Here is a 15,837-nt window from a genome sequence, read left to right on the forward strand (position 1 = left end):
GCCGATGGCCGCCGGCGGGCGGGGTCACGGCCCCCTTTGCCCGGGCAGGGGGCGCGGATGCTGGCGGATCGGGCACAGCGCGGCACTGATCCCGTTTCACGCATGACAGGGCTTGCGGTGCGGGCTAGGATGCGGCCAAACGCCAGCAGAGCGTTTCGACGACAAGCAGACGAGCGACAGAGGCAGGCAGATGTCCCGATCCGAGCCCCAGGCCCCCGGCGGCGCACGGTTTCTGAACCGTCTGCACGCATGGGCCGCGGCCCGCGCCCGTCCTGCCACCGCCTTTACCAGCCAGCCCGAACCCCGCAGCGTCGGCGCCTTTGCCCGGGGCCGGCAGATGCTGGCGGGCAATTTCCTTTTCGCGGGCCAGCTGGTCGAGGCGCCCAAGACCTCGATCTGGGACATTGCGCCCCCCGATGACGCCTTCGAGGATGAAGTGCACGGCTTTGCCTGGCTCGATGACCTGGCCGCCGTGGGCGACCAGAAGGCGCGGCTGGCGGCCCAGGAGTGGACCTGGGACTGGATGGCGCGCTACGGACGTGGGCGCGGCCCCGGCTGGCAGCCCGATCTGGCCGGGCGGCGGCTGATCCGCTGGATCCACCACGCCCTGTTCCTGCTGCGCGCCCGGGACAGTGCCGCCTCCGAGGCCTTTTTCCTATCGCTGGGCCGCCAGACCATTTATCTGTCGCGTCGATGGAAGGCCGCGCGGCCCGGGTTGCCGCGCTTCGAGGCGCTGACCGGGCTGATCTACGCGGGCCTCGCCCTGCGGGGAATGGAAGGGCACGTCGACCCCGCCCGCCGCGCCCTGGAACGCGAGGCAAAGGCCCAGATCGACGCCCAGGGCGGGTTGCCCACGCGCAATCCCGAAGAGCTGCTGGAGGTCTTCACCCTGCTGACCTGGGCCGCCCTGGCCCTGGAAGAGGCCGAGATCGAGACCGGCCCGGAACATCGCGCCGCCATCGAACGTATCGCCCCCACCCTTCGCACCCTGCGCCATGCCGATGGATCGCTGGCGCGGTTCCACGGCGGCGGGCGCGGGCAGGAAGGGCGGCTGGACCAGGCGCTGGCCGCCAGCGGCATCAGCCATGCCCAGCCGGATGGGCTGGCGATGGGATTCGCCCGGCTGTCGACGGGCCGCACCTCGGTCGTCGTCGACGCCAGCCCGCCGCCCACCGGGCGCGCCAGCCTCTCGGCCCATGCCTCCACCCTGGCGTTCGAGCTGACCTCGGGGCGGCGCCCGGTCGTGGTGAACTGCGGCTCGGGTCGCAGTTTCGGCCCCGAGTGGCGCCGCGCCGGGCGGGCCACCCCCAGCCATTCCACCCTCTGCCTCGACGGGCTGTCCTCGGGGCGGTTGTCGCATCGCAAGGGGCTGCGCGGCGAGGAGCTGGAGGATGCACCGAAGACGGTGCCGGTCCGCCTGACCCATGCCTCCGACGGGATTCGTTTCCAGGGCGGGCATGACGGCTGGGTGCGGACCCACGGCCTGACCCATGCCCGCACGCTGGAGCTGACCTTCGACGGGCGCGCCATTGCGGGCGAGGACATGCTGCTGTGCCTCGACGACCGCGACAAGAAGCGGTTCGACCGCGTCATGGACGCCCACAAGCTGGAGGGCATCCCCTACCAGATCCGTTTCCACCTGCACCCGGAGATCGAGGCGCATCTGGATATGGGCGGCACCGCCGTCAGCCTGGCGCTGAAGAGCGGCGAGGTCTGGGTGTTCCGCCATGATGGCCGCCAGGAGATGACGCTGGAGCCTTCGGTCTTTCTCGAACGTAACCGGCTGAAGCCCCGATCGACCCTTCAGATCGTTCTTTCGGGCCGCGCCGTTGAATATGCCTCGCGCATTCGCTGGTCTTTTGCCAAGGCACAGGATACTCCCGTCTCCGTCCGGGACCTCTCCCACGAGGAGGAGGACCCGGTTTTACTGAGTGATCTGACCTGACCCACAGCTGGACCCCGACACCATGACCGACACCCGAGCCCTGCACCCCGTCCGCCGCGCGCTGATCTCCGTTTCCGACAAGACCGGGCTGGTCGACCTGGCCAAGGCGCTGGCCGCGCGTGGGGTCGAGCTGCTGTCCACCGGCGGCAGCGCCGGGATGCTGCGGGACGCGGGCCTGGAGGTGCGCGACGTGGCCGATGTCACCGGCTTCCCGGAAATGATGGACGGCCGGGTGAAGACCCTGCACCCCAAGGTGCACGGCGGCCTTCTGGCGCTGCGCGACGACGAGGGCCACGTGGCGGCGATGAACGAACACGGCATCGGCCCGATCGACCTGCTGATCGTCAACCTCTACCCCTTCGAGGAAACCGTGGCGAAGGGCGCCGATTACGACACCTGCATCGAGAACATCGACATCGGCGGCCCGGCGATGATCCGCGCCGCGGCCAAGAACCACAAGTTCGTCAACGTCGTGGTGGATGTCGAGGACTACCAGCCCCTGCTGGGCGAGCTGGAGGCCAACGACGGCGCCACCTCCTATGCCTTCCGCCAGAAGCTGGCGCTGACCGCCTATGCCCGCACCGGCGCCTATGACGCCGCCGTTTCGGCCTGGATGACCGGCGCCCTGGAAGAGACCGCGCCGCGCCGTCGTGCCTTTGCCGGCACCCTGGCCCAGACCCTGCGCTATGGCGAGAACCCGCACCAGTCGGCAGCCTTCTACACCGATGGCTCCGACCGTCCGGGCGTGGCCAATGCGACCCAGCTGCAGGGCAAGGAACTCAGCTACAACAACATCAACGACACCGATGCGGCGTTTGAGCTGGTGTCGGAATTCCTGCCCGGCAACGGCCCGGCCTGTGCCATCATCAAGCACGCCAACCCCTGCGGCGTGGCGCGCGGCCAGACCCTGCGCGAAGCCTACATGAGCGCGTTTGACTGCGACCGCACCTCGGCCTTCGGGGGCATCATCGCCCTGAACTCCAAGCTGGACGCGGAGACGGCGGAAGAGATCAGCCAGATCTTCACTGAGGTCATCATCGCCCCCGGTGCCGATGACGCCGCCAAGGAGATCTTGGCTAAGAAGAAGAACGTGCGCCTGCTGCTGACCAACGGCCTGGCCAACCCGCTGACCGCCGGCCTGATGGTGAAGCAGGTCTCGGGCGGCTACCTGGTGCAGGACAAGGACGCCGGTCACATCGACATGGACGACCTGAAGGTGGTGACCAAGCGTCAGCCCTCGGAAAAGGAAATGGCCGACATGCTGTTTGCCTGGAAGGTCGCCAAGCACGTGAAGTCGAACGCCATCGTCTACGTCAAGGACGGCGCGACCGTGGGCGTGGGCGCGGGCCAGATGTCCCGCGTGGACAGCTGCCGCATCGCCGCCCGCAAGGCGCAGGACATGGCCGAGGTGCTGGGCCTGTCGGAACCGCTGACCCGTGGCTCCGTCGTGGCCTCCGACGCCTTCTTCCCCTTCGCCGATGGCCTGCTGACCGCGGCGGAGGCGGGCGCCACCGCTGTCATCCAGCCCGGCGGCTCCATGCGTGACGACGAGGTGATCGCCGCCGCCGACGAAGCCGGCCTGGCCATGGTGATGACCGGCATGCGCCACTTCCGTCACTGAAGCGGGCAAGGGAAACACCAATGCGCATCGTGTTCTGGGCCGCCTTCTGGGTCTTTCTGGCCGACCAGGTGACGAAATACCTGGTCGTGCACATGATGGATCTGGCGCATCGCCAGGAGATCGTCCTGATCGACGGCTACCTGCGGTTCCGCATGGCCTGGAACGACGGGATCAACTTCGGCCTGTTCTCGGACGGGGCGCATTGGGCCCGCTGGGTGCTGATCGCCCTGGCGCTGCTGATCTCCGTCGGCGTGCTGTGGTGGGTGAAGCGCGAGATGCCGCGCCGCGCCGGCCTGATCGCCGCCGGCCTGGTGGTGGGCGGCGCGCTTGGCAATGTCGTCGACCGGCTGCTTTACGGGGCCGTGGCGGATTTCGCCAATGTCACCTGCTGCGGCATCGACAACCCCTATGCCTTCAACATTGCGGATGTGGCGATCTTCCTCGGAGCGGCGGCGCTGGTGTTCCTGCCGGCGGAGAAAGAGGCGTGACCTCGGACCTGCAATCGGATAAGCCTCGGGCAACGCCAAGGAGTACCGCGATGAATCTGGCTCGGGGAGCGATCATTCTGACCATCTGTGCGCTGGCCGGCTGCAGCAGCGGCGACGGCACGCTGCGCTACTTCTCGGACAGTGGCGGGGGGCCTGAAGAGTTCAACATCGTCCCCTCCAAGGAGTTGGAACAGCCCGAGGATTACGCCGCGCTGCCCGCGCCGACGCCAGGCGGGTCCAACCGTGTCGATCAGCAACCCTTGGGCGATGCCGTGGCGGTTCTGGGCGGACGTCCGTCGGCGCTGGAAGACCAAGGCGTCAGCACCGCCGATGGCGCGCTGGTCACCTATGCGTCGCGCGCCGGGGTTGACCCGCAGATTCGCCCGACGCTGGCCGCCGAGGACGAGGAATTCCGCCGCCGGAAGGCGATGTTCAACAACCTGCGCCCCTTCAAGCTGGACCAGTATTACCGCGCCTATGAGGACCAGTCGATCGACCCGCGCAACGTGGCCCAGTACTACGTGCGCCGCGGCGTGCCGGTGCCCAGCTACCCGCCGGTCGACTGACCGCGACGGTGCTTTGAGCGCTGCCCGGTTCGCGGGCCTGACAGCCCCCGCCTTTGCGGGGGCTTTTTCATCTCCAGGGCAGGGTGCGGGGGCATAAACGCTGGGCACGCGACCCGGAGGGTCAGCCATTAACCGCCTGTTAGGCTTCGCGACGGAAGCTCCGGCCATCAATTCATGTCTCGTGCCGTCACTTCATGGTGAATGCGGATGCGGCCCCTTGCCGCCGCCCCGTCGGACCGTATCTTCATGCCCCATGACGTACATGAGAGGAGGGCGCATGCTGAAACGGCTCGCCGCCGGGGCGTTGACCCTGGCCTGTCTCGCCACCCAGGCCACGGCTTCGGAGGCCGTCGACCAGGTCACGGACTTCACGCTGGACAACGGGATGCAGGTCGTGGTGATCGAGGATCATCGCGCGCCGGTCGTGGTGCACATGGTCTGGTATCGCGCGGGCGCCGCGGATGAGGCGCCGGGCGTCTCGGGCATTGCGCATTTCCTCGAACACCTGATGTTCAAGGCCACCGACAGCATGGAGTCGGGGGAACTGTCGGCCACCGTTGCCGCCAATGGTGGCACCGACAATGCCTTCACCAGCCAGGATTACACCGCCTACTTCCAGCGGGTCGCCGCGGACCGTCTGCCCCTGATGATGCAGATGGAAAGCGACCGGATGCGCAACCTGGCCCTGACGGAGGACGACATCGCCACCGAACGGGACGTGATCCTGGAGGAGCGCTCGATGCGCACCGACAGCGATCCGGGCGCGCTGTTCAACGAACAGATGAAGGCGGCGCAGTACCTCAACCATCCCTACGGCGTGCCCGTCATCGGCTGGCGGCACGAGATGGAACAGCTGGGCCTGGCGGAGGCGAACGCCTGGTATGAAACCTACTATGCGCCCAACAATGCCACGCTGATCGTCGCCGGTGACGTGGAGCCGGAGGAGGTGCGCGACCTGGCGGGCGAATACTACGGCGTGCTGGCCCCCAACCCGGCGCTGGACGCCGAGCGACAGCGCCCGCAGGAGCCGCCGCAGATCGCCGAACGGCGCGTCGTCTTCAAGGACGCCCGCGTGGCGCAGCCCTATGTCAGCCGCAACTACCTGGCCCCCGAACGCGATCCCGGCGCGCAGGAAAAGGCGGCGGCCCTGGTGATCCTGGCCAAACTGCTGGGCGGTGGCTCGACCTCCTTCCTCTACGAGGACCTGGTGCTGGACCAGCAGGCGGCGGTCTATGCGGCGGCCTATTACTCCGCCACCTCCTATGACGACACCACCTTTGGCGTCTACATCGTGCCCCCGCCGGACGTGGATCTGGAGACGGCCGAGGCCGACCTGGACGCCGCCATCGCCCGCTTCCTGGAGGCCGGCGTGGACGAGGAGGCGCTGGACCGGATCAAGATGCAGGTGCGGGCCGAACAGATCTACGAACGCGACGACGTGGCCGGCATGGCCCGGGTCTATGGCAGTGCGCTCAGTTCCGGTCTGACCATCGAGGATGTGCAGGCCTGGCCCGGCATCCTGCAGGCGGTGACGCCAGAGCAGATCATGGACGCCGCCCAGGAGGTGCTGAACCGCGACCACGCTGTGACCGGGTTGCTGATGCCGGACCCCGAAGGCTCGGCCGAACCCGTGCCATTGTCGAACCCCGAAGCCGGTGAGGTGACCCAATGATCCGCCTGATGCGCCACATCCTGGCCCCCGCCCTTCTTCTGCTTACCGCCCTGCCACTGCGCGCGGAGGTGCCCATCCAGGAGGTCACCAGCCCCGGCGGCCTGACCGCCTGGCTGGTGGAGGAGCATTCGATCCCCTTCACCGCGCTGGAGATCCGCTTTGCCGGTGGCGCCTCGCTTGATGAACCTGGCAAGCGTGGGGCGACCTACCTGATGACCGGCCTCCTGGAAGAGGGATCCGGCACGGGCGAGGCCGAGATGGACAGCCGTGAGTTTGGCCGCGCCGTCGAAGGGCTGGCCGCGCAGTTCTCCTACGACGCCCATTCCGACGGCCTGTCCGTCTCCGCCCGCTTCCTGTCGGAAAACCGGGACGAGGCGGTGGCCCTGCTGCGCCAGTCCCTGGTCGAGCCGACCTTCCCCGAGGATGCGGTCGAACGGGTGAAATCGCAGGTCCTGTCGATCATCCGCAACGATGCCAAGGACCCGCAGAAGATCGCCAGCACCAACTTCGCCGCGCAGACCTACGGCAACCACCCCTATGCCACATCCATCGAGGGCACCGAGGCCAGCGTTGCGCCGCTCACGCGCGAGGACATGATCGACGCCTGGCGCAATGTCATGGTGAAGGACAACAACCGCGTCTCCATCGCCGCCGTGGGCGACATCACCCCCGAGGAACTGGGTGTCCTGCTGGATGACCTGCTGGGCGAACTACCCGAACGCGGCGGTCCGCTGCCCGGCCAGGCGAACCTGACCCTGACCCCCGGCGTGTCGATCACGCTTTACGACACCCCGCAGGCGCAGGTGATCTGGGGGCAGGAGGGGCTCGGCATGGACGATCCCGACTTCTTCCCGGCCTATATCCTCAACCAGATCATCGGTGGTTCCGGCTTCGACAGCCGGCTGATGACCGAGGTGCGCGAAAACCGCGGGCTGACCTATGGCATCTACAGCTGGCTGGCCGATCGCGATTACGCCGATGTCTGGATGGGCAGCGTGGCCTCCGACAATCGCCGGGTCTCCGAGACGATCGAGGTGATCCGCGACGAATGGGCCCGCGTGGCCGAGGAGGGCGTGACCGCCGAGGAACTGGAGCAGGCGAAGAAATACATGACTGGCGCCTATCCGCTGCGCTTTGACGGCAACGGGACCATCGCCCGCATCCTGGTGGGGATGCAGCATGACGATTTCCCGATCGACTACCCCGCCGGGCGCAACGACCGGATCAACGCCGTCACCCTGGAGGAGATCAACCGCGTGGCGCGTGAACGCCTGCACCCCGACCGCCTGCGCTTCGTCGTGGTGGGGCAGCCCGACGGGCTGGACGAGGTGAACTGACCCTGCCTGCCTCGCGAGGAAACGAACGCCCCCGCAGTCCGGCTGCGGGGGCGTTTCGCGTTCTGCGGGGCGTCGTTGGCGCCGGGGCGCGACTTAGTGCTCGCCCAGGCATTGCCCGTGATCGCCAAGCGCCTCGATCAGGCCGCAGGGCGCGCCGGGGGCGTGGTCGCAGGCTTCGGCCAGCCGCTCCAGCTCTGTCTCCAGCCGTTGCAGGCGGGCGATGCGGGCGCGGATGTCCGACAGGTGCTGCGCGGCGATCTGGTGGGCATCGGTGCAGTCGCGGCCCTTGTCCGACAGTTCCAGCAAATGGCGGATGGCGTCCAGCGACAGGCCCAGACCGCGCCCATGGGCGATGAAGTGCAGCCGGTCCAGGTCGGCGCGGGCATAGCGGCGCTGGCCGCCCGCGCTGCGCTCGGGCGGGGGCATCAGCCCCGCCTCCTCATAGTAGCGGATCGTGGGCACCTTGACCCCGGTGGCCCGGGACAGCCTTCCGATGGAAAACATCGCATTTCCCCTTGAACCTCTAGTGACTAGAGATCCTATCTTGTCTCGTGACGCAGAGAAAGAGCCGAGCATGCCCCACGATCACGCCCATCATCACCATCACCACCACGCCAGCGCCGAGCTGGCAGGGGACAAGCGAGTCGCCTGGGCTGTCGCGGTGAACATCCTGCTGACCGTGGTGCAGATCGTGGCCGGGATCTTCTCCGGCTCGCTGGCGCTGATCGCCGATGCGATCCACAACCTCAGCGACGCCCTGTCGCTGGTCATCGCCTTCGTCGCCCGCCGCATCGCCCGGCGCCCTGCCGACGCCTCGATGACCTTCGGCTATGGCCGGGCGGAGGTGGTCGCCGCGCTGGTCAACTACACCACGCTGATCGTCATCGCCGTCATGCTGGCCTTCGAGGGGGTGGAGCGGCTGTTCAACCCCGCCGAGGTCGAGGGCTGGACCGTGGTCATCGTGGCCGGCGTGGCGCTGGTCATCGACACGGCCACGGCCCTGCTGATGCTGTCGTTGCAGAAGGGCAGCGTGAACATGCGGGCGGCCTTCCTGCACAACATCGCCGATGCGCTTGGATCCGTCGCGGTGATCGTCGGCGGCACGCTGATCCTGCTTTACGACTGGCGGCTGGTGGATCCGATCGTCACCCTGATGATCTCCGGCTACATCCTGTGGCACGCCGGGTCCGAGATCGGGCCGGTGATCCGCCTGCTGATGCTGGGCAGCCCCGACAGCCCCGAAGTTGGTGAGGTCGCGCGCGAGATCCGCGCGGTCGAGGGGGTCGACGGGCTGCACCACCTGCACCTGTGGCGGATGCAGGAGAACGAGGCGGCGCTGGAGGCACATGTGGTCCTGTCGGGCGCCGCGGCCGAGGCGCCCGGCGTGCGCGCCCGCATTGTGGCCCTGCTGCACGACCGGTTCGAGCTGACCCATGTGACATTGCAGCTGGAGACCCGCGACGAGGCCTGTGCCGATGCGCCGCTGATCGGTCACTAGACCGGCAGGCAGGCGTCAGCGATCCGCGGGGATGCGCCCCGCGGCCTTTTCGCGGGCGTAGAAGAAGGCCAGCGACTTGTCGCGCTCGGGAGCGAAACGGGCGCCGCTTTCGATGGCGGCGATGCGATCCAGGCGGAAGGTGCGGAAATCCCCGCGCAGCTCGCACCAGGCCAGCAGGGTCCAGACCTTGCCCCAGAAGAACAGGCCGAGCGGGCGCAGCACGCGCTCCGTCTCGGCGCCGGTTTCCGACAGGTAGCGGATGTGCAGCCGGGTGCGGCCATGCACGGCGGCCTCGATCCGGTCGAGGCGGGCGCGCAGGGCGGGCGGCAGGTCGCGCGGCGCGACGGCATGGACCTGCACGGCGCCGGCGCGGGCGCGGGCCGCCTCGGGCAGCACCGCGTCGATCTTCAGCAGTGCCTCCTCGGCGCTCGCGGCCATGGACAGTCCGCCCCAGGCCCGCAGCAGCCGGGCCCCGGCGACCAGCGCCACGATTTCCTCTTCGGTGAACATCAGCGGCGGCACGTCATGGCCCGGCTGCATCACGTAGCCCAGCCCGGCCTCGCCCTCGATCGGCACGCCGGAGGCCTGCAGGTCGGCCACGTCGCGATAGATGGTGCGGAGCGACACCTCCAGCCGCTCCGCCAGGGCGCGCCCGGTCACCAGCCGCCCGCCGCGCAGATGCTGCACGATCTGGAACAGGCGGTCGGCGCGGCGCATCCTCAGGTCCCCTGCATGGCGGGTTCGAACAGGCCGATGCGATTGCCATCGGGGTCGTGGATCACCTGGTAGCGGCCCGGCGGGATCGACAGCAGGGGCCCTTCGGTGGTGGCGCCCGCGGCCAGGGCGCGTTCGGTCGCCGCCTCCACCGTTTCTGGGACCAGAAGGTGAATCACCGGCCCCTTGCCCCCGGCCACTGGCCCTGCGACCAGGTTGCCGCCCACGCCGCCGCTGCCGAAGGCGGCGACCCTCTCGGGACCCATCTGGGTGATCGGCATCTCCCAGCCGAAGACCTGGCGGTAGAAGGCGGCGCCGGCCTCCAGGTCGGTGACGGGGATCTCGGTCCAGACGGTCGTCAGGGCGGGGGTCTGCATGTCTTGGCTCATGGGGTGTCTCCTGTCAGAGCGGTGATGCGCCCTGTCTGACACAGCCCTGCTGACAGCATCCTGTCAGCAGCCGTCAGCGTCCAGCGGGAAAGCTGGCGTCTGTCCTGTGGGAGCCGTACTGCCCTGGGTCTGCCAACCGCGCGCGGCGCCCCGGCAGGTGCCCGGCTGCTGCCGCGGGGGGCACAGCCTAGGAGGTGCTCAACTCCGCCGCCGGGATGATCGGGAAGAACTCCCCCGAGGACCGCACGCCGAACCAGTCCGTGCCCTCGACCTCCTGGGTCTCGCCCAGATCGACCAGCCGGTAGAAGCTCTTGCGGTCGATCAGCGCCTCCAGCCGGTCACGGATCAGCACGTAGGGCGAGGGCTCGCCCGTTTCGGGGTCGCGTTCGACGCGGATCGGGTGGTCCGGTCCGGCCGCGGCCTCGTCGGCGACATTGGTCAGGAAGGTCAGCACCTGCGACTCGCCCTCTCCCTCGACCTCGAAATCAACGGCGACGAAGGGGGCATCATCGACGGTGATGCCGACTTTCTCCACCGGAGTGACCAGAAAGTAATCATCGCCATCCTTGCGCAGGATGGTCGAGAACAGCCGCACCAGCTCTGGCCGCCCGATGGGCGTGCCGAGGTAGAACCAGGTGCCATCGCGGGCAATCCGCATGTCCAGGTCGCCGCAAAAGGGCGGGTTCCACTTGTGGACCGGCGGCAATCCGCGCCCCTTGGCGGCGCGCGCCGAGGCTGCGATGCTGTCCGCGGAGATATTCACACTATTTTGTGACGACAGTGAATTTATCATTAACCAACTCGTCGCTACAGTTTCTCTTAACACTATAGAGCATAGCCTGCGCTGGAGGAATGTCATGGGTGAGACCGCCCCCGGAACGACCCAGGAAACCCCCGCCGAGGATCTCGTGGCCGAGATCGAGGCGGTGGAAGCCAAGCTGGCGCAGGCCAAGGCCTCGATCACGCGGCGCTTTGTCGGCCAGGAACAGGTGGTCGATCTGACCCTGTCCTCGCTGCTCTGCGGCGGGCATGCCCTGCTGATCGGCCTGCCGGGCCTGGGCAAGACGCGGCTGGTGGAAACCCTGTCTACGGTGATGGGGCTGGATGGCAACCGCATCCAGTTCACGCCCGATCTGATGCCCGCCGACATCCTGGGCTCCGAGGTGCTGGAAACCGGCGAGGACGGCAGCCGTGCCTTCCGGTTCCTGCAGGGGCCGATCTTCTGCCAGCTTCTGATGGCGGATGAGATCAACCGCGCCTCGCCCCGGACCCAGTCGGCCCTGCTGCAGGCGATGCAGGAAAAGGTGGTGACCGTGGCCGGCGAGGATCGTGAACTGGGCCGTCCCTTCCACGTGCTCGCCACCCAGAACCCGATCGAACAGGAAGGCACCTATCCGCTGCCCGAGGCGCAGCTGGACCGTTTCCTGGTGAAGATCGACGTGCTCTACCCCGACCGCGACACCGAACGCGCGATCCTGCTGTCCACCACCGGCGCCACCGAGGACGAGGCGCATGCCATCTTCACCGCCGAGGAGCTGATCGCCGCGCAATCCCTGCTGCGCCGCATGCCCGTGGGCGAATCGATCGTCGAGATGATCCTGGACCTGGTGCGCGCCTGCCGCCCCGACGACGTCACCGCGCCGGAACGGGTGCGCGACACCGTGTCCTGGGGCCCCGGCCCCCGCGCCGCTCAGGCCCTGATGCTGACCGTGCGCGCCCGCGCCATGCTGCAGGGCCGTCTGGCCCCCGCGCCCGAGGACGTGCTGGCCATGGCGCAGCCCGTCTTGTCGCACCGCATGGGCCTGAACTTCGCCGCTCGTGCCCGGGGCGATGACCTCGACGGGCTGATCGCCGAGATCGCGCAGGACGTGATCGGTGGCGCCGCCAAGGGGAGCGGGGCCGCGGCGTGAGGACACCGGCCGCCCTTCGACACCGCGCCGAGGAGGAGGCCGCCCGCCTGCCGCCGCTGCTGGCGCGGGCCGAGCAGCTGGCCGGCACCGTCCTGCTGGGCGACCACGGTCGCCGCCGCGCAGGGCTGGGCGATGACTTCTGGCAATACCGCCCGGTGCAGCCGGGCGACCCGCGCCGCATGATCGACTGGCGCCGCTCCGCTCGGTCCGACGACCGTTTCGTGCGCGAACGCGAATGGCAGATCGCGCAGAGCGTCATGCTCTGGGTCGATCAGTCGGCGTCCATGTCCTTCACCTCGAACGACAAGACCCTTCCCGAAAAGGGTGACCGCGCCCGCGACATTGCCCTGGCGACGGCCATCCTGCTGATCCGGGGCGGCGAACGCGTGGGCCTGACCGGCACCCTGCTGCCGCCGCGCCGGGGGCAGAACCAGGTGCTGCGCCTGGCCGAGTTCTTCAGCCGCGCCAGCGACGAGGATTTCGGCGTGCCCGAACATCGCGCCATGCTGCCCAATGCCCGCGCCCTTTTCGTCAGTGATTTCCTCGGCCCCATCGACGGGCTGACCATCGCGCTGACCAAGGCCGCCGACCGCGGCGTGCGCGGCGTGCTGTTGCAGGTGCTGGACCCGGTGGAGGAGGCCTTCCCCTTCCATGGCCGCACCATTTTCGAAAGCATGGGGGGCACCGTCGCCCATGAAACGCTGAAGGCGAGCGAGCTGAAGGATCGCTATCTCGCCCGCCTGGGGGAACGCAAAGAGCATCTGACGCAGCTTTGCGCCGCGACCGGCTGGCAATACGGCCAGCATCATACCTCCGCCTCGGCCCAGAGCGCGCTGCTGTGGGTCTGGCAGGCGCTGGATCGGGGGGTGTGATGCTGGGACCTGTCGGATTCGCCGCGCCCTGGTTGCTGCTGGCCCTGGTGGCCCTGCCCATCCTGTGGCTGATCCTGCGCGCGGTGCCGCCCGCGCCGGTGCGCCGGCGCTTCCCCGGCGTGGCCCTGCTGCTGGGCCTGAAGGACGATGAAAGCGTCAGCGACCGCACGCCCTGGTGGCTCTTGCTGCTGCGCATGCTGGCCGTGGCCGCGGTGATCATCGGCCTCGCCGGTCCCGTGCTGAACCCCGAGGACCGCGCGGCGGAGGGCAGCGATAGCCCGCTTCTGCTGCTGCTTGACGGCAGCTGGGCCAGTGCCGCCGACTGGCCGCGCCAGGAAGAGGCCGCCGAGACCCTGCTGGAGGATGCGGCCCGCGCAGGCCGCACCGCCGCCGTCATCCGCCTGACCACCCCCGAACCGCCCGTGTTCCAGACCCCGGAAACCTGGGTCACCCGCCTGCCGGGCCTGGCCCCTGAACCCTGGGAGCCCCGCGACAGCGAGGACGAGGCCATGGCCCGCACGATCGAGGCGATCGGCGCGCTGGACAGCGGGATCGAGACCGTCTGGATCTCCGACGGCCTGGACCGGCCCGGGCGCGAGGCCCTGCTGGAGGCCGTCGAGGCCCGCGGCCCGGTGCGCGTGCTGGAAACCGGCGGCGACGTGCTGGCCCTGCGTCCGCCCGCCTTCGCCGATGGCGCGGTGCAGCTGACCGCGATCCGCGCCGCCCGCGACCTCGACCGCGCCCAGACCGTCACCGTGCAGGCCCATGGCCGCGACCCGGCGGGCGTCATGCGCGTGCTGGAGCAGGCCGAGATGACCTTCGACGCCGGGGCCGCCCTGGCCCGCACCGAGATGGTCCTGCCGGCCGAGATCCGGGCACGGCTGACCCATTTCGCCCTCGCCGGCACCCGCTCTGCCGGGGCCGTGGCGCTGACCGACGACGGGCTGCGCCGGCGCGAGGTCGCGCTGATCGCAGGGCGCGACGACCGCGAGGCGCTGGAGCTGCTGTCGCCGCTGCACTACCTGCAAAGCGCGCTGGAAACCAACGCCGACCTGCTGCATGGCGCCCTGACCGACGTGCTGCCCGCCAACCCCGACGTGGTGGTGCTGGCCGATGTGGCCACCCTCTCGGACGGCGAGGCCGAGGCCCTGACGGAGTGGGTCGAGGGCGGCGGGATGCTCCTGCGCTTTGCCGGCCCGCGCCTGGCCGCCAGCGATGTCAGCCGGGCCGAGGAAGACCCGCTGATGCCCGTGCGCCTGCGCGCCGGCGGGCGCAGCCTGGGCGGCGCCATGTCCTGGGGCGATCCGAAGACCCTGGCGCCCTTCGACGACGACAGCCCCTTTGCCGGTCTGCCGGTGCCCGAAGACGTCACCGTGTCCTCGCAGGTCATGGCCCAGCCCGATCCGACCCTGGCCGAACGCTCCATCGCGCGGCTCAGCGATGGCACGCCGCTGGTCACCCGCAAGGCGATCGGGCAGGGGCAGGTCGTGCTGTTCCACGTCACCGCCAACGCCGAATGGTCCACCCTGCCGCTGTCGGGTCTCTTCGTTGGCATGCTGGAACGGCTGTCGGTGTCCTCGGTCAACACCCGCCCCGCTGCAGAGGAGATCGAGGGCAGCACCTGGGCGCCCGAACGGGTGATGGACGCCTTCGGCACCATCTCCAACGCCGGGACCCTGCCGGGGGTGGACGGGGCCGACCTGATCGCTGCGCCGCTAGGGCCGGACCTGCAACCGGGTCTCTATCGCAGTGAGGACCGCGCCATCGCCCGCAACGTGATGGGGACCGAAACCTCGATCGCGCCCGCCCGCTGGCCTGGCCGCGTGGCGGTGCAGGGTCTGGTGCCGCCGGTCGAGCGCCCCCTGGGCGGGTTCCTTCTGGGGCTGGCGCTGTTGCTGCTGCTGGCCGATATCCTGGCCTCGCTGGCCCTGTCGGGGCGGCTGCGCGGGACCCGTGCCGCGGGCGCCTCCGCCGTGCTGGCCCTGGCCCTGCTGCTGCCCGCGCCCCAGGTGGCCCGCGCGCAGGAAACGCAGGGACAGGAGACGCGGGGGCAGGCAGCGCAGGAGGCCGAGGATTTCGCCCTCGCCGCCACCCAGGAGACCGTGCTGGCCCATGTGCTGACCGGCAACGACCGGGTCGACGACCTGGCGCAGGCGGGGCTGCGCGGGCTGTCCGATACGCTCTACTTCCGCACCTCGGTCGAACCGGCCGCGCCCATGGGGGTGAACCTGGAAACGGATGAGCTGTCGCTGTTCCCGTTCCTCTACTGGCCCGTCACCGCCGATCAGCCGATCCCGTCGGATGCGGCCTATGCCAAGCTGAACCGCTACCTGCGCAGCGGCGGGATGATCCTCTTCGACACCCGGGACGGTGATGTCGCGGGCTTCGGCGCCGCCACGCCGGAAGGGCGGCGGCTGCAGGACCTGGCCCGGCCGCTGGACGTGCCGGCGCTGGAACAGATGCCCGAAGATCACGTGCTGACCCGCACCTTCTACCTGCTGCAGGACTTTCCCGGCCGCTACGTCGGCGCCCCCGTCTGGGTGGAGGCCGCGCCCGCGGATGCCGAGCAGATCGAGGGGATGCCCTTCCGCAACCTCAACGACGGGGTGACGCCGGTGGTCATCGGCGGCAACGACTGGGCCGCCGCCTGGGCCGTGGGCGAGGACGGGCTGCCACTGCTGCCCGTGGGGTCCGGCATGGGCGGCGAACGCCAACGCGAGATCGCCTATCGCTTCGGCGTGAACCTGGTGATGCACGTGCTGACCGGGAACTACAAATCCGACCAGGTCCACGTGCCTGCGCTGCTGGACCGGCTGGGGAACTAG

14 protein-coding genes are annotated in these 15,837 nt (G+C 69.2%); 10 read left to right on the plus strand and 4 right to left on the minus strand.

Features of this window, described 5'->3' with window-relative positions; genetic code table 11:
- Positions 1-190: 190 nt before the first annotated feature.
- The 6 genes from LC066_RS07535 (at position 191) to LC066_RS07560 (ending at position 7,629) form a co-directional block, all read left to right on the plus strand.
- Positions 191-1,945: a heparinase II/III family protein gene (locus tag LC066_RS07535; RefSeq protein WP_224897670.1), complete on the plus strand. Its 1,755-nt coding sequence runs from the start codon at positions 191-193 to the stop codon at positions 1,943-1,945.
- A 22-nt stretch (positions 1,946-1,967) separates the two neighbouring features.
- The gene (purH, locus tag LC066_RS07540) at positions 1,968-3,566 is read left to right on the plus strand and encodes a bifunctional phosphoribosylaminoimidazolecarboxamide formyltransferase/IMP cyclohydrolase (protein ID WP_224897673.1); all 1,599 of its coding nucleotides are present in this window, start codon (positions 1,968-1,970) and stop codon (positions 3,564-3,566) included.
- Positions 3,567-3,586: 20 nt separating this feature from the next.
- Positions 3,587-4,054, plus strand: coding sequence for a signal peptidase II (gene lspA / locus LC066_RS07545; RefSeq protein ID WP_224897675.1), 468 nt, complete (start codon positions 3,587-3,589; stop codon positions 4,052-4,054).
- 50 nt (positions 4,055-4,104) lie between these two features.
- Positions 4,105-4,620 carry a DUF3035 domain-containing protein gene (locus LC066_RS07550; protein ID WP_222477273.1) on the plus strand — a complete coding sequence of 172 codons (516 nt, stop codon included), beginning with the start codon at positions 4,105-4,107 and terminating at the stop codon, positions 4,618-4,620.
- A gap of 277 nt (positions 4,621-4,897) precedes the next feature.
- Positions 4,898-6,292: a M16 family metallopeptidase gene (locus tag LC066_RS07555; protein ID WP_224897677.1), complete on the plus strand. Its 1,395-nt coding sequence runs from the start codon at positions 4,898-4,900 to the stop codon at positions 6,290-6,292.
- Positions 6,289-7,629 carry a M16 family metallopeptidase gene (locus LC066_RS07560; protein ID WP_222477275.1) on the plus strand — a complete coding sequence of 447 codons (1,341 nt, stop codon included), beginning with the start codon at positions 6,289-6,291 and terminating at the stop codon, positions 7,627-7,629. The genes LC066_RS07555 and LC066_RS07560 overlap by 4 nt, the downstream gene beginning before the upstream one ends.
- 93 nt (positions 7,630-7,722) lie before the next feature.
- On the opposite strand, the gene LC066_RS07565 is transcribed toward LC066_RS07560, so the two are convergent.
- A complete protein-coding gene (locus tag LC066_RS07565) occupies positions 7,723-8,133 on the minus strand; it encodes a MerR family transcriptional regulator (RefSeq protein ID WP_224897680.1) in 411 nt (136 codons plus the stop codon).
- 70 nt (positions 8,134-8,203) lie between these two features.
- Between LC066_RS07565 and LC066_RS07570 the strand changes: the two genes are divergently transcribed.
- Complete coding sequence (locus tag LC066_RS07570; protein ID WP_222477277.1) at positions 8,204-9,127, plus strand: cation diffusion facilitator family transporter; 924 nt, start codon at positions 8,204-8,206, stop codon at positions 9,125-9,127.
- A 15-nt stretch (positions 9,128-9,142) separates the two neighbouring features.
- Here the strand turns inward: LC066_RS07570 and LC066_RS07575 are convergent, their stop codons facing one another.
- From LC066_RS07575 to LC066_RS07585, 3 genes are all read right to left on the minus strand, one after another.
- On the minus strand, positions 9,143-9,844 hold the full coding sequence (locus tag LC066_RS07575) for a helix-turn-helix transcriptional regulator (RefSeq protein WP_224897681.1): 702 nt from the start codon (positions 9,842-9,844) through the stop codon (positions 9,143-9,145).
- A gap of 2 nt (positions 9,845-9,846) precedes the next feature.
- Complete coding sequence (locus tag LC066_RS07580) at positions 9,847-10,230, minus strand: VOC family protein (RefSeq protein ID WP_224897683.1); 384 nt, start codon at positions 10,228-10,230, stop codon at positions 9,847-9,849.
- A 187-nt stretch (positions 10,231-10,417) separates the two neighbouring features.
- Entirely contained in the window at positions 10,418-11,023 is a 606-nt protein-coding gene (locus LC066_RS07585) for a DUF1285 domain-containing protein (RefSeq protein WP_224897685.1), read from the minus strand.
- Between the two features lie 64 nt (positions 11,024-11,087).
- On the opposite strand from LC066_RS07585, the gene LC066_RS07590 reads away from it, so the two are divergent.
- From LC066_RS07590 to LC066_RS07600, 3 genes are read left to right on the plus strand one after another with little or no spacing between them, the layout of a single operon-like run.
- Positions 11,088-12,140, plus strand: coding sequence for an AAA family ATPase (locus LC066_RS07590; RefSeq protein ID WP_224897687.1), 1,053 nt, complete (start codon positions 11,088-11,090; stop codon positions 12,138-12,140).
- Positions 12,137-13,012, plus strand: coding sequence for a DUF58 domain-containing protein (locus LC066_RS07595; RefSeq protein ID WP_224897689.1), 876 nt, complete (start codon positions 12,137-12,139; stop codon positions 13,010-13,012). Before LC066_RS07590 ends, LC066_RS07595 begins: the two co-directional genes overlap by 4 nt.
- Positions 13,012-15,837, plus strand: coding sequence for a DUF4159 domain-containing protein (locus LC066_RS07600; protein WP_224897691.1), 2,826 nt, complete (start codon positions 13,012-13,014; stop codon positions 15,835-15,837). Before LC066_RS07595 ends, LC066_RS07600 begins: the two co-directional genes overlap by 1 nt.

The sequence above is a fragment of the Pseudooceanicola marinus genome, from assembly GCF_020177265.1.
Lineage (GTDB): Bacteria > Pseudomonadota > Alphaproteobacteria > Rhodobacterales > Rhodobacteraceae > Pseudooceanicola > Pseudooceanicola marinus_A.

Bases quoted from the DNA above. Each gene is read 5' to 3' on its own strand.
- LC066_RS07600 (WP_224897691.1), top strand. From the start codon at position 13,012: ATGCTGGGACCTGTCGGATTCGCCGCGCCCTGGTTGCTGCTGGCCCTG.
- LC066_RS07555 (WP_224897677.1), top strand. From the start codon at position 4,898: ATGCTGAAACGGCTCGCCGCCGGGGCGTTGACCCTGGCCTGTCTCGCC.
- LC066_RS07570 (WP_222477277.1), top strand. From the start codon at position 8,204: ATGCCCCACGATCACGCCCATCATCACCATCACCACCACGCCAGCGCC.
- LC066_RS07590 (WP_224897687.1), top strand. From the start codon at position 11,088: ATGGGTGAGACCGCCCCCGGAACGACCCAGGAAACCCCCGCCGAGGAT.
- purH (WP_224897673.1), top strand. From the start codon at position 1,968: ATGACCGACACCCGAGCCCTGCACCCCGTCCGCCGCGCGCTGATCTCC.
- LC066_RS07535 (WP_224897670.1), top strand. From the start codon at position 191: ATGTCCCGATCCGAGCCCCAGGCCCCCGGCGGCGCACGGTTTCTGAAC.
- LC066_RS07575 (WP_224897681.1), bottom strand. From the start codon at position 9,844: ATGCGCCGCGCCGACCGCCTGTTCCAGATCGTGCAGCATCTGCGCGGC.
- LC066_RS07565 (WP_224897680.1), bottom strand. From the start codon at position 8,133: ATGTTTTCCATCGGAAGGCTGTCCCGGGCCACCGGGGTCAAGGTGCCC.
- lspA (WP_224897675.1), top strand. From the start codon at position 3,587: ATGCGCATCGTGTTCTGGGCCGCCTTCTGGGTCTTTCTGGCCGACCAG.
- LC066_RS07580 (WP_224897683.1), bottom strand. From the start codon at position 10,230: ATGAGCCAAGACATGCAGACCCCCGCCCTGACGACCGTCTGGACCGAG.
- LC066_RS07550 (WP_222477273.1), top strand. From the start codon at position 4,105: ATGAATCTGGCTCGGGGAGCGATCATTCTGACCATCTGTGCGCTGGCC.
- LC066_RS07560 (WP_222477275.1), top strand. From the start codon at position 6,289: ATGATCCGCCTGATGCGCCACATCCTGGCCCCCGCCCTTCTTCTGCTT.
- LC066_RS07585 (WP_224897685.1), bottom strand. From the start codon at position 11,023: ATGATAAATTCACTGTCGTCACAAAATAGTGTGAATATCTCCGCGGAC.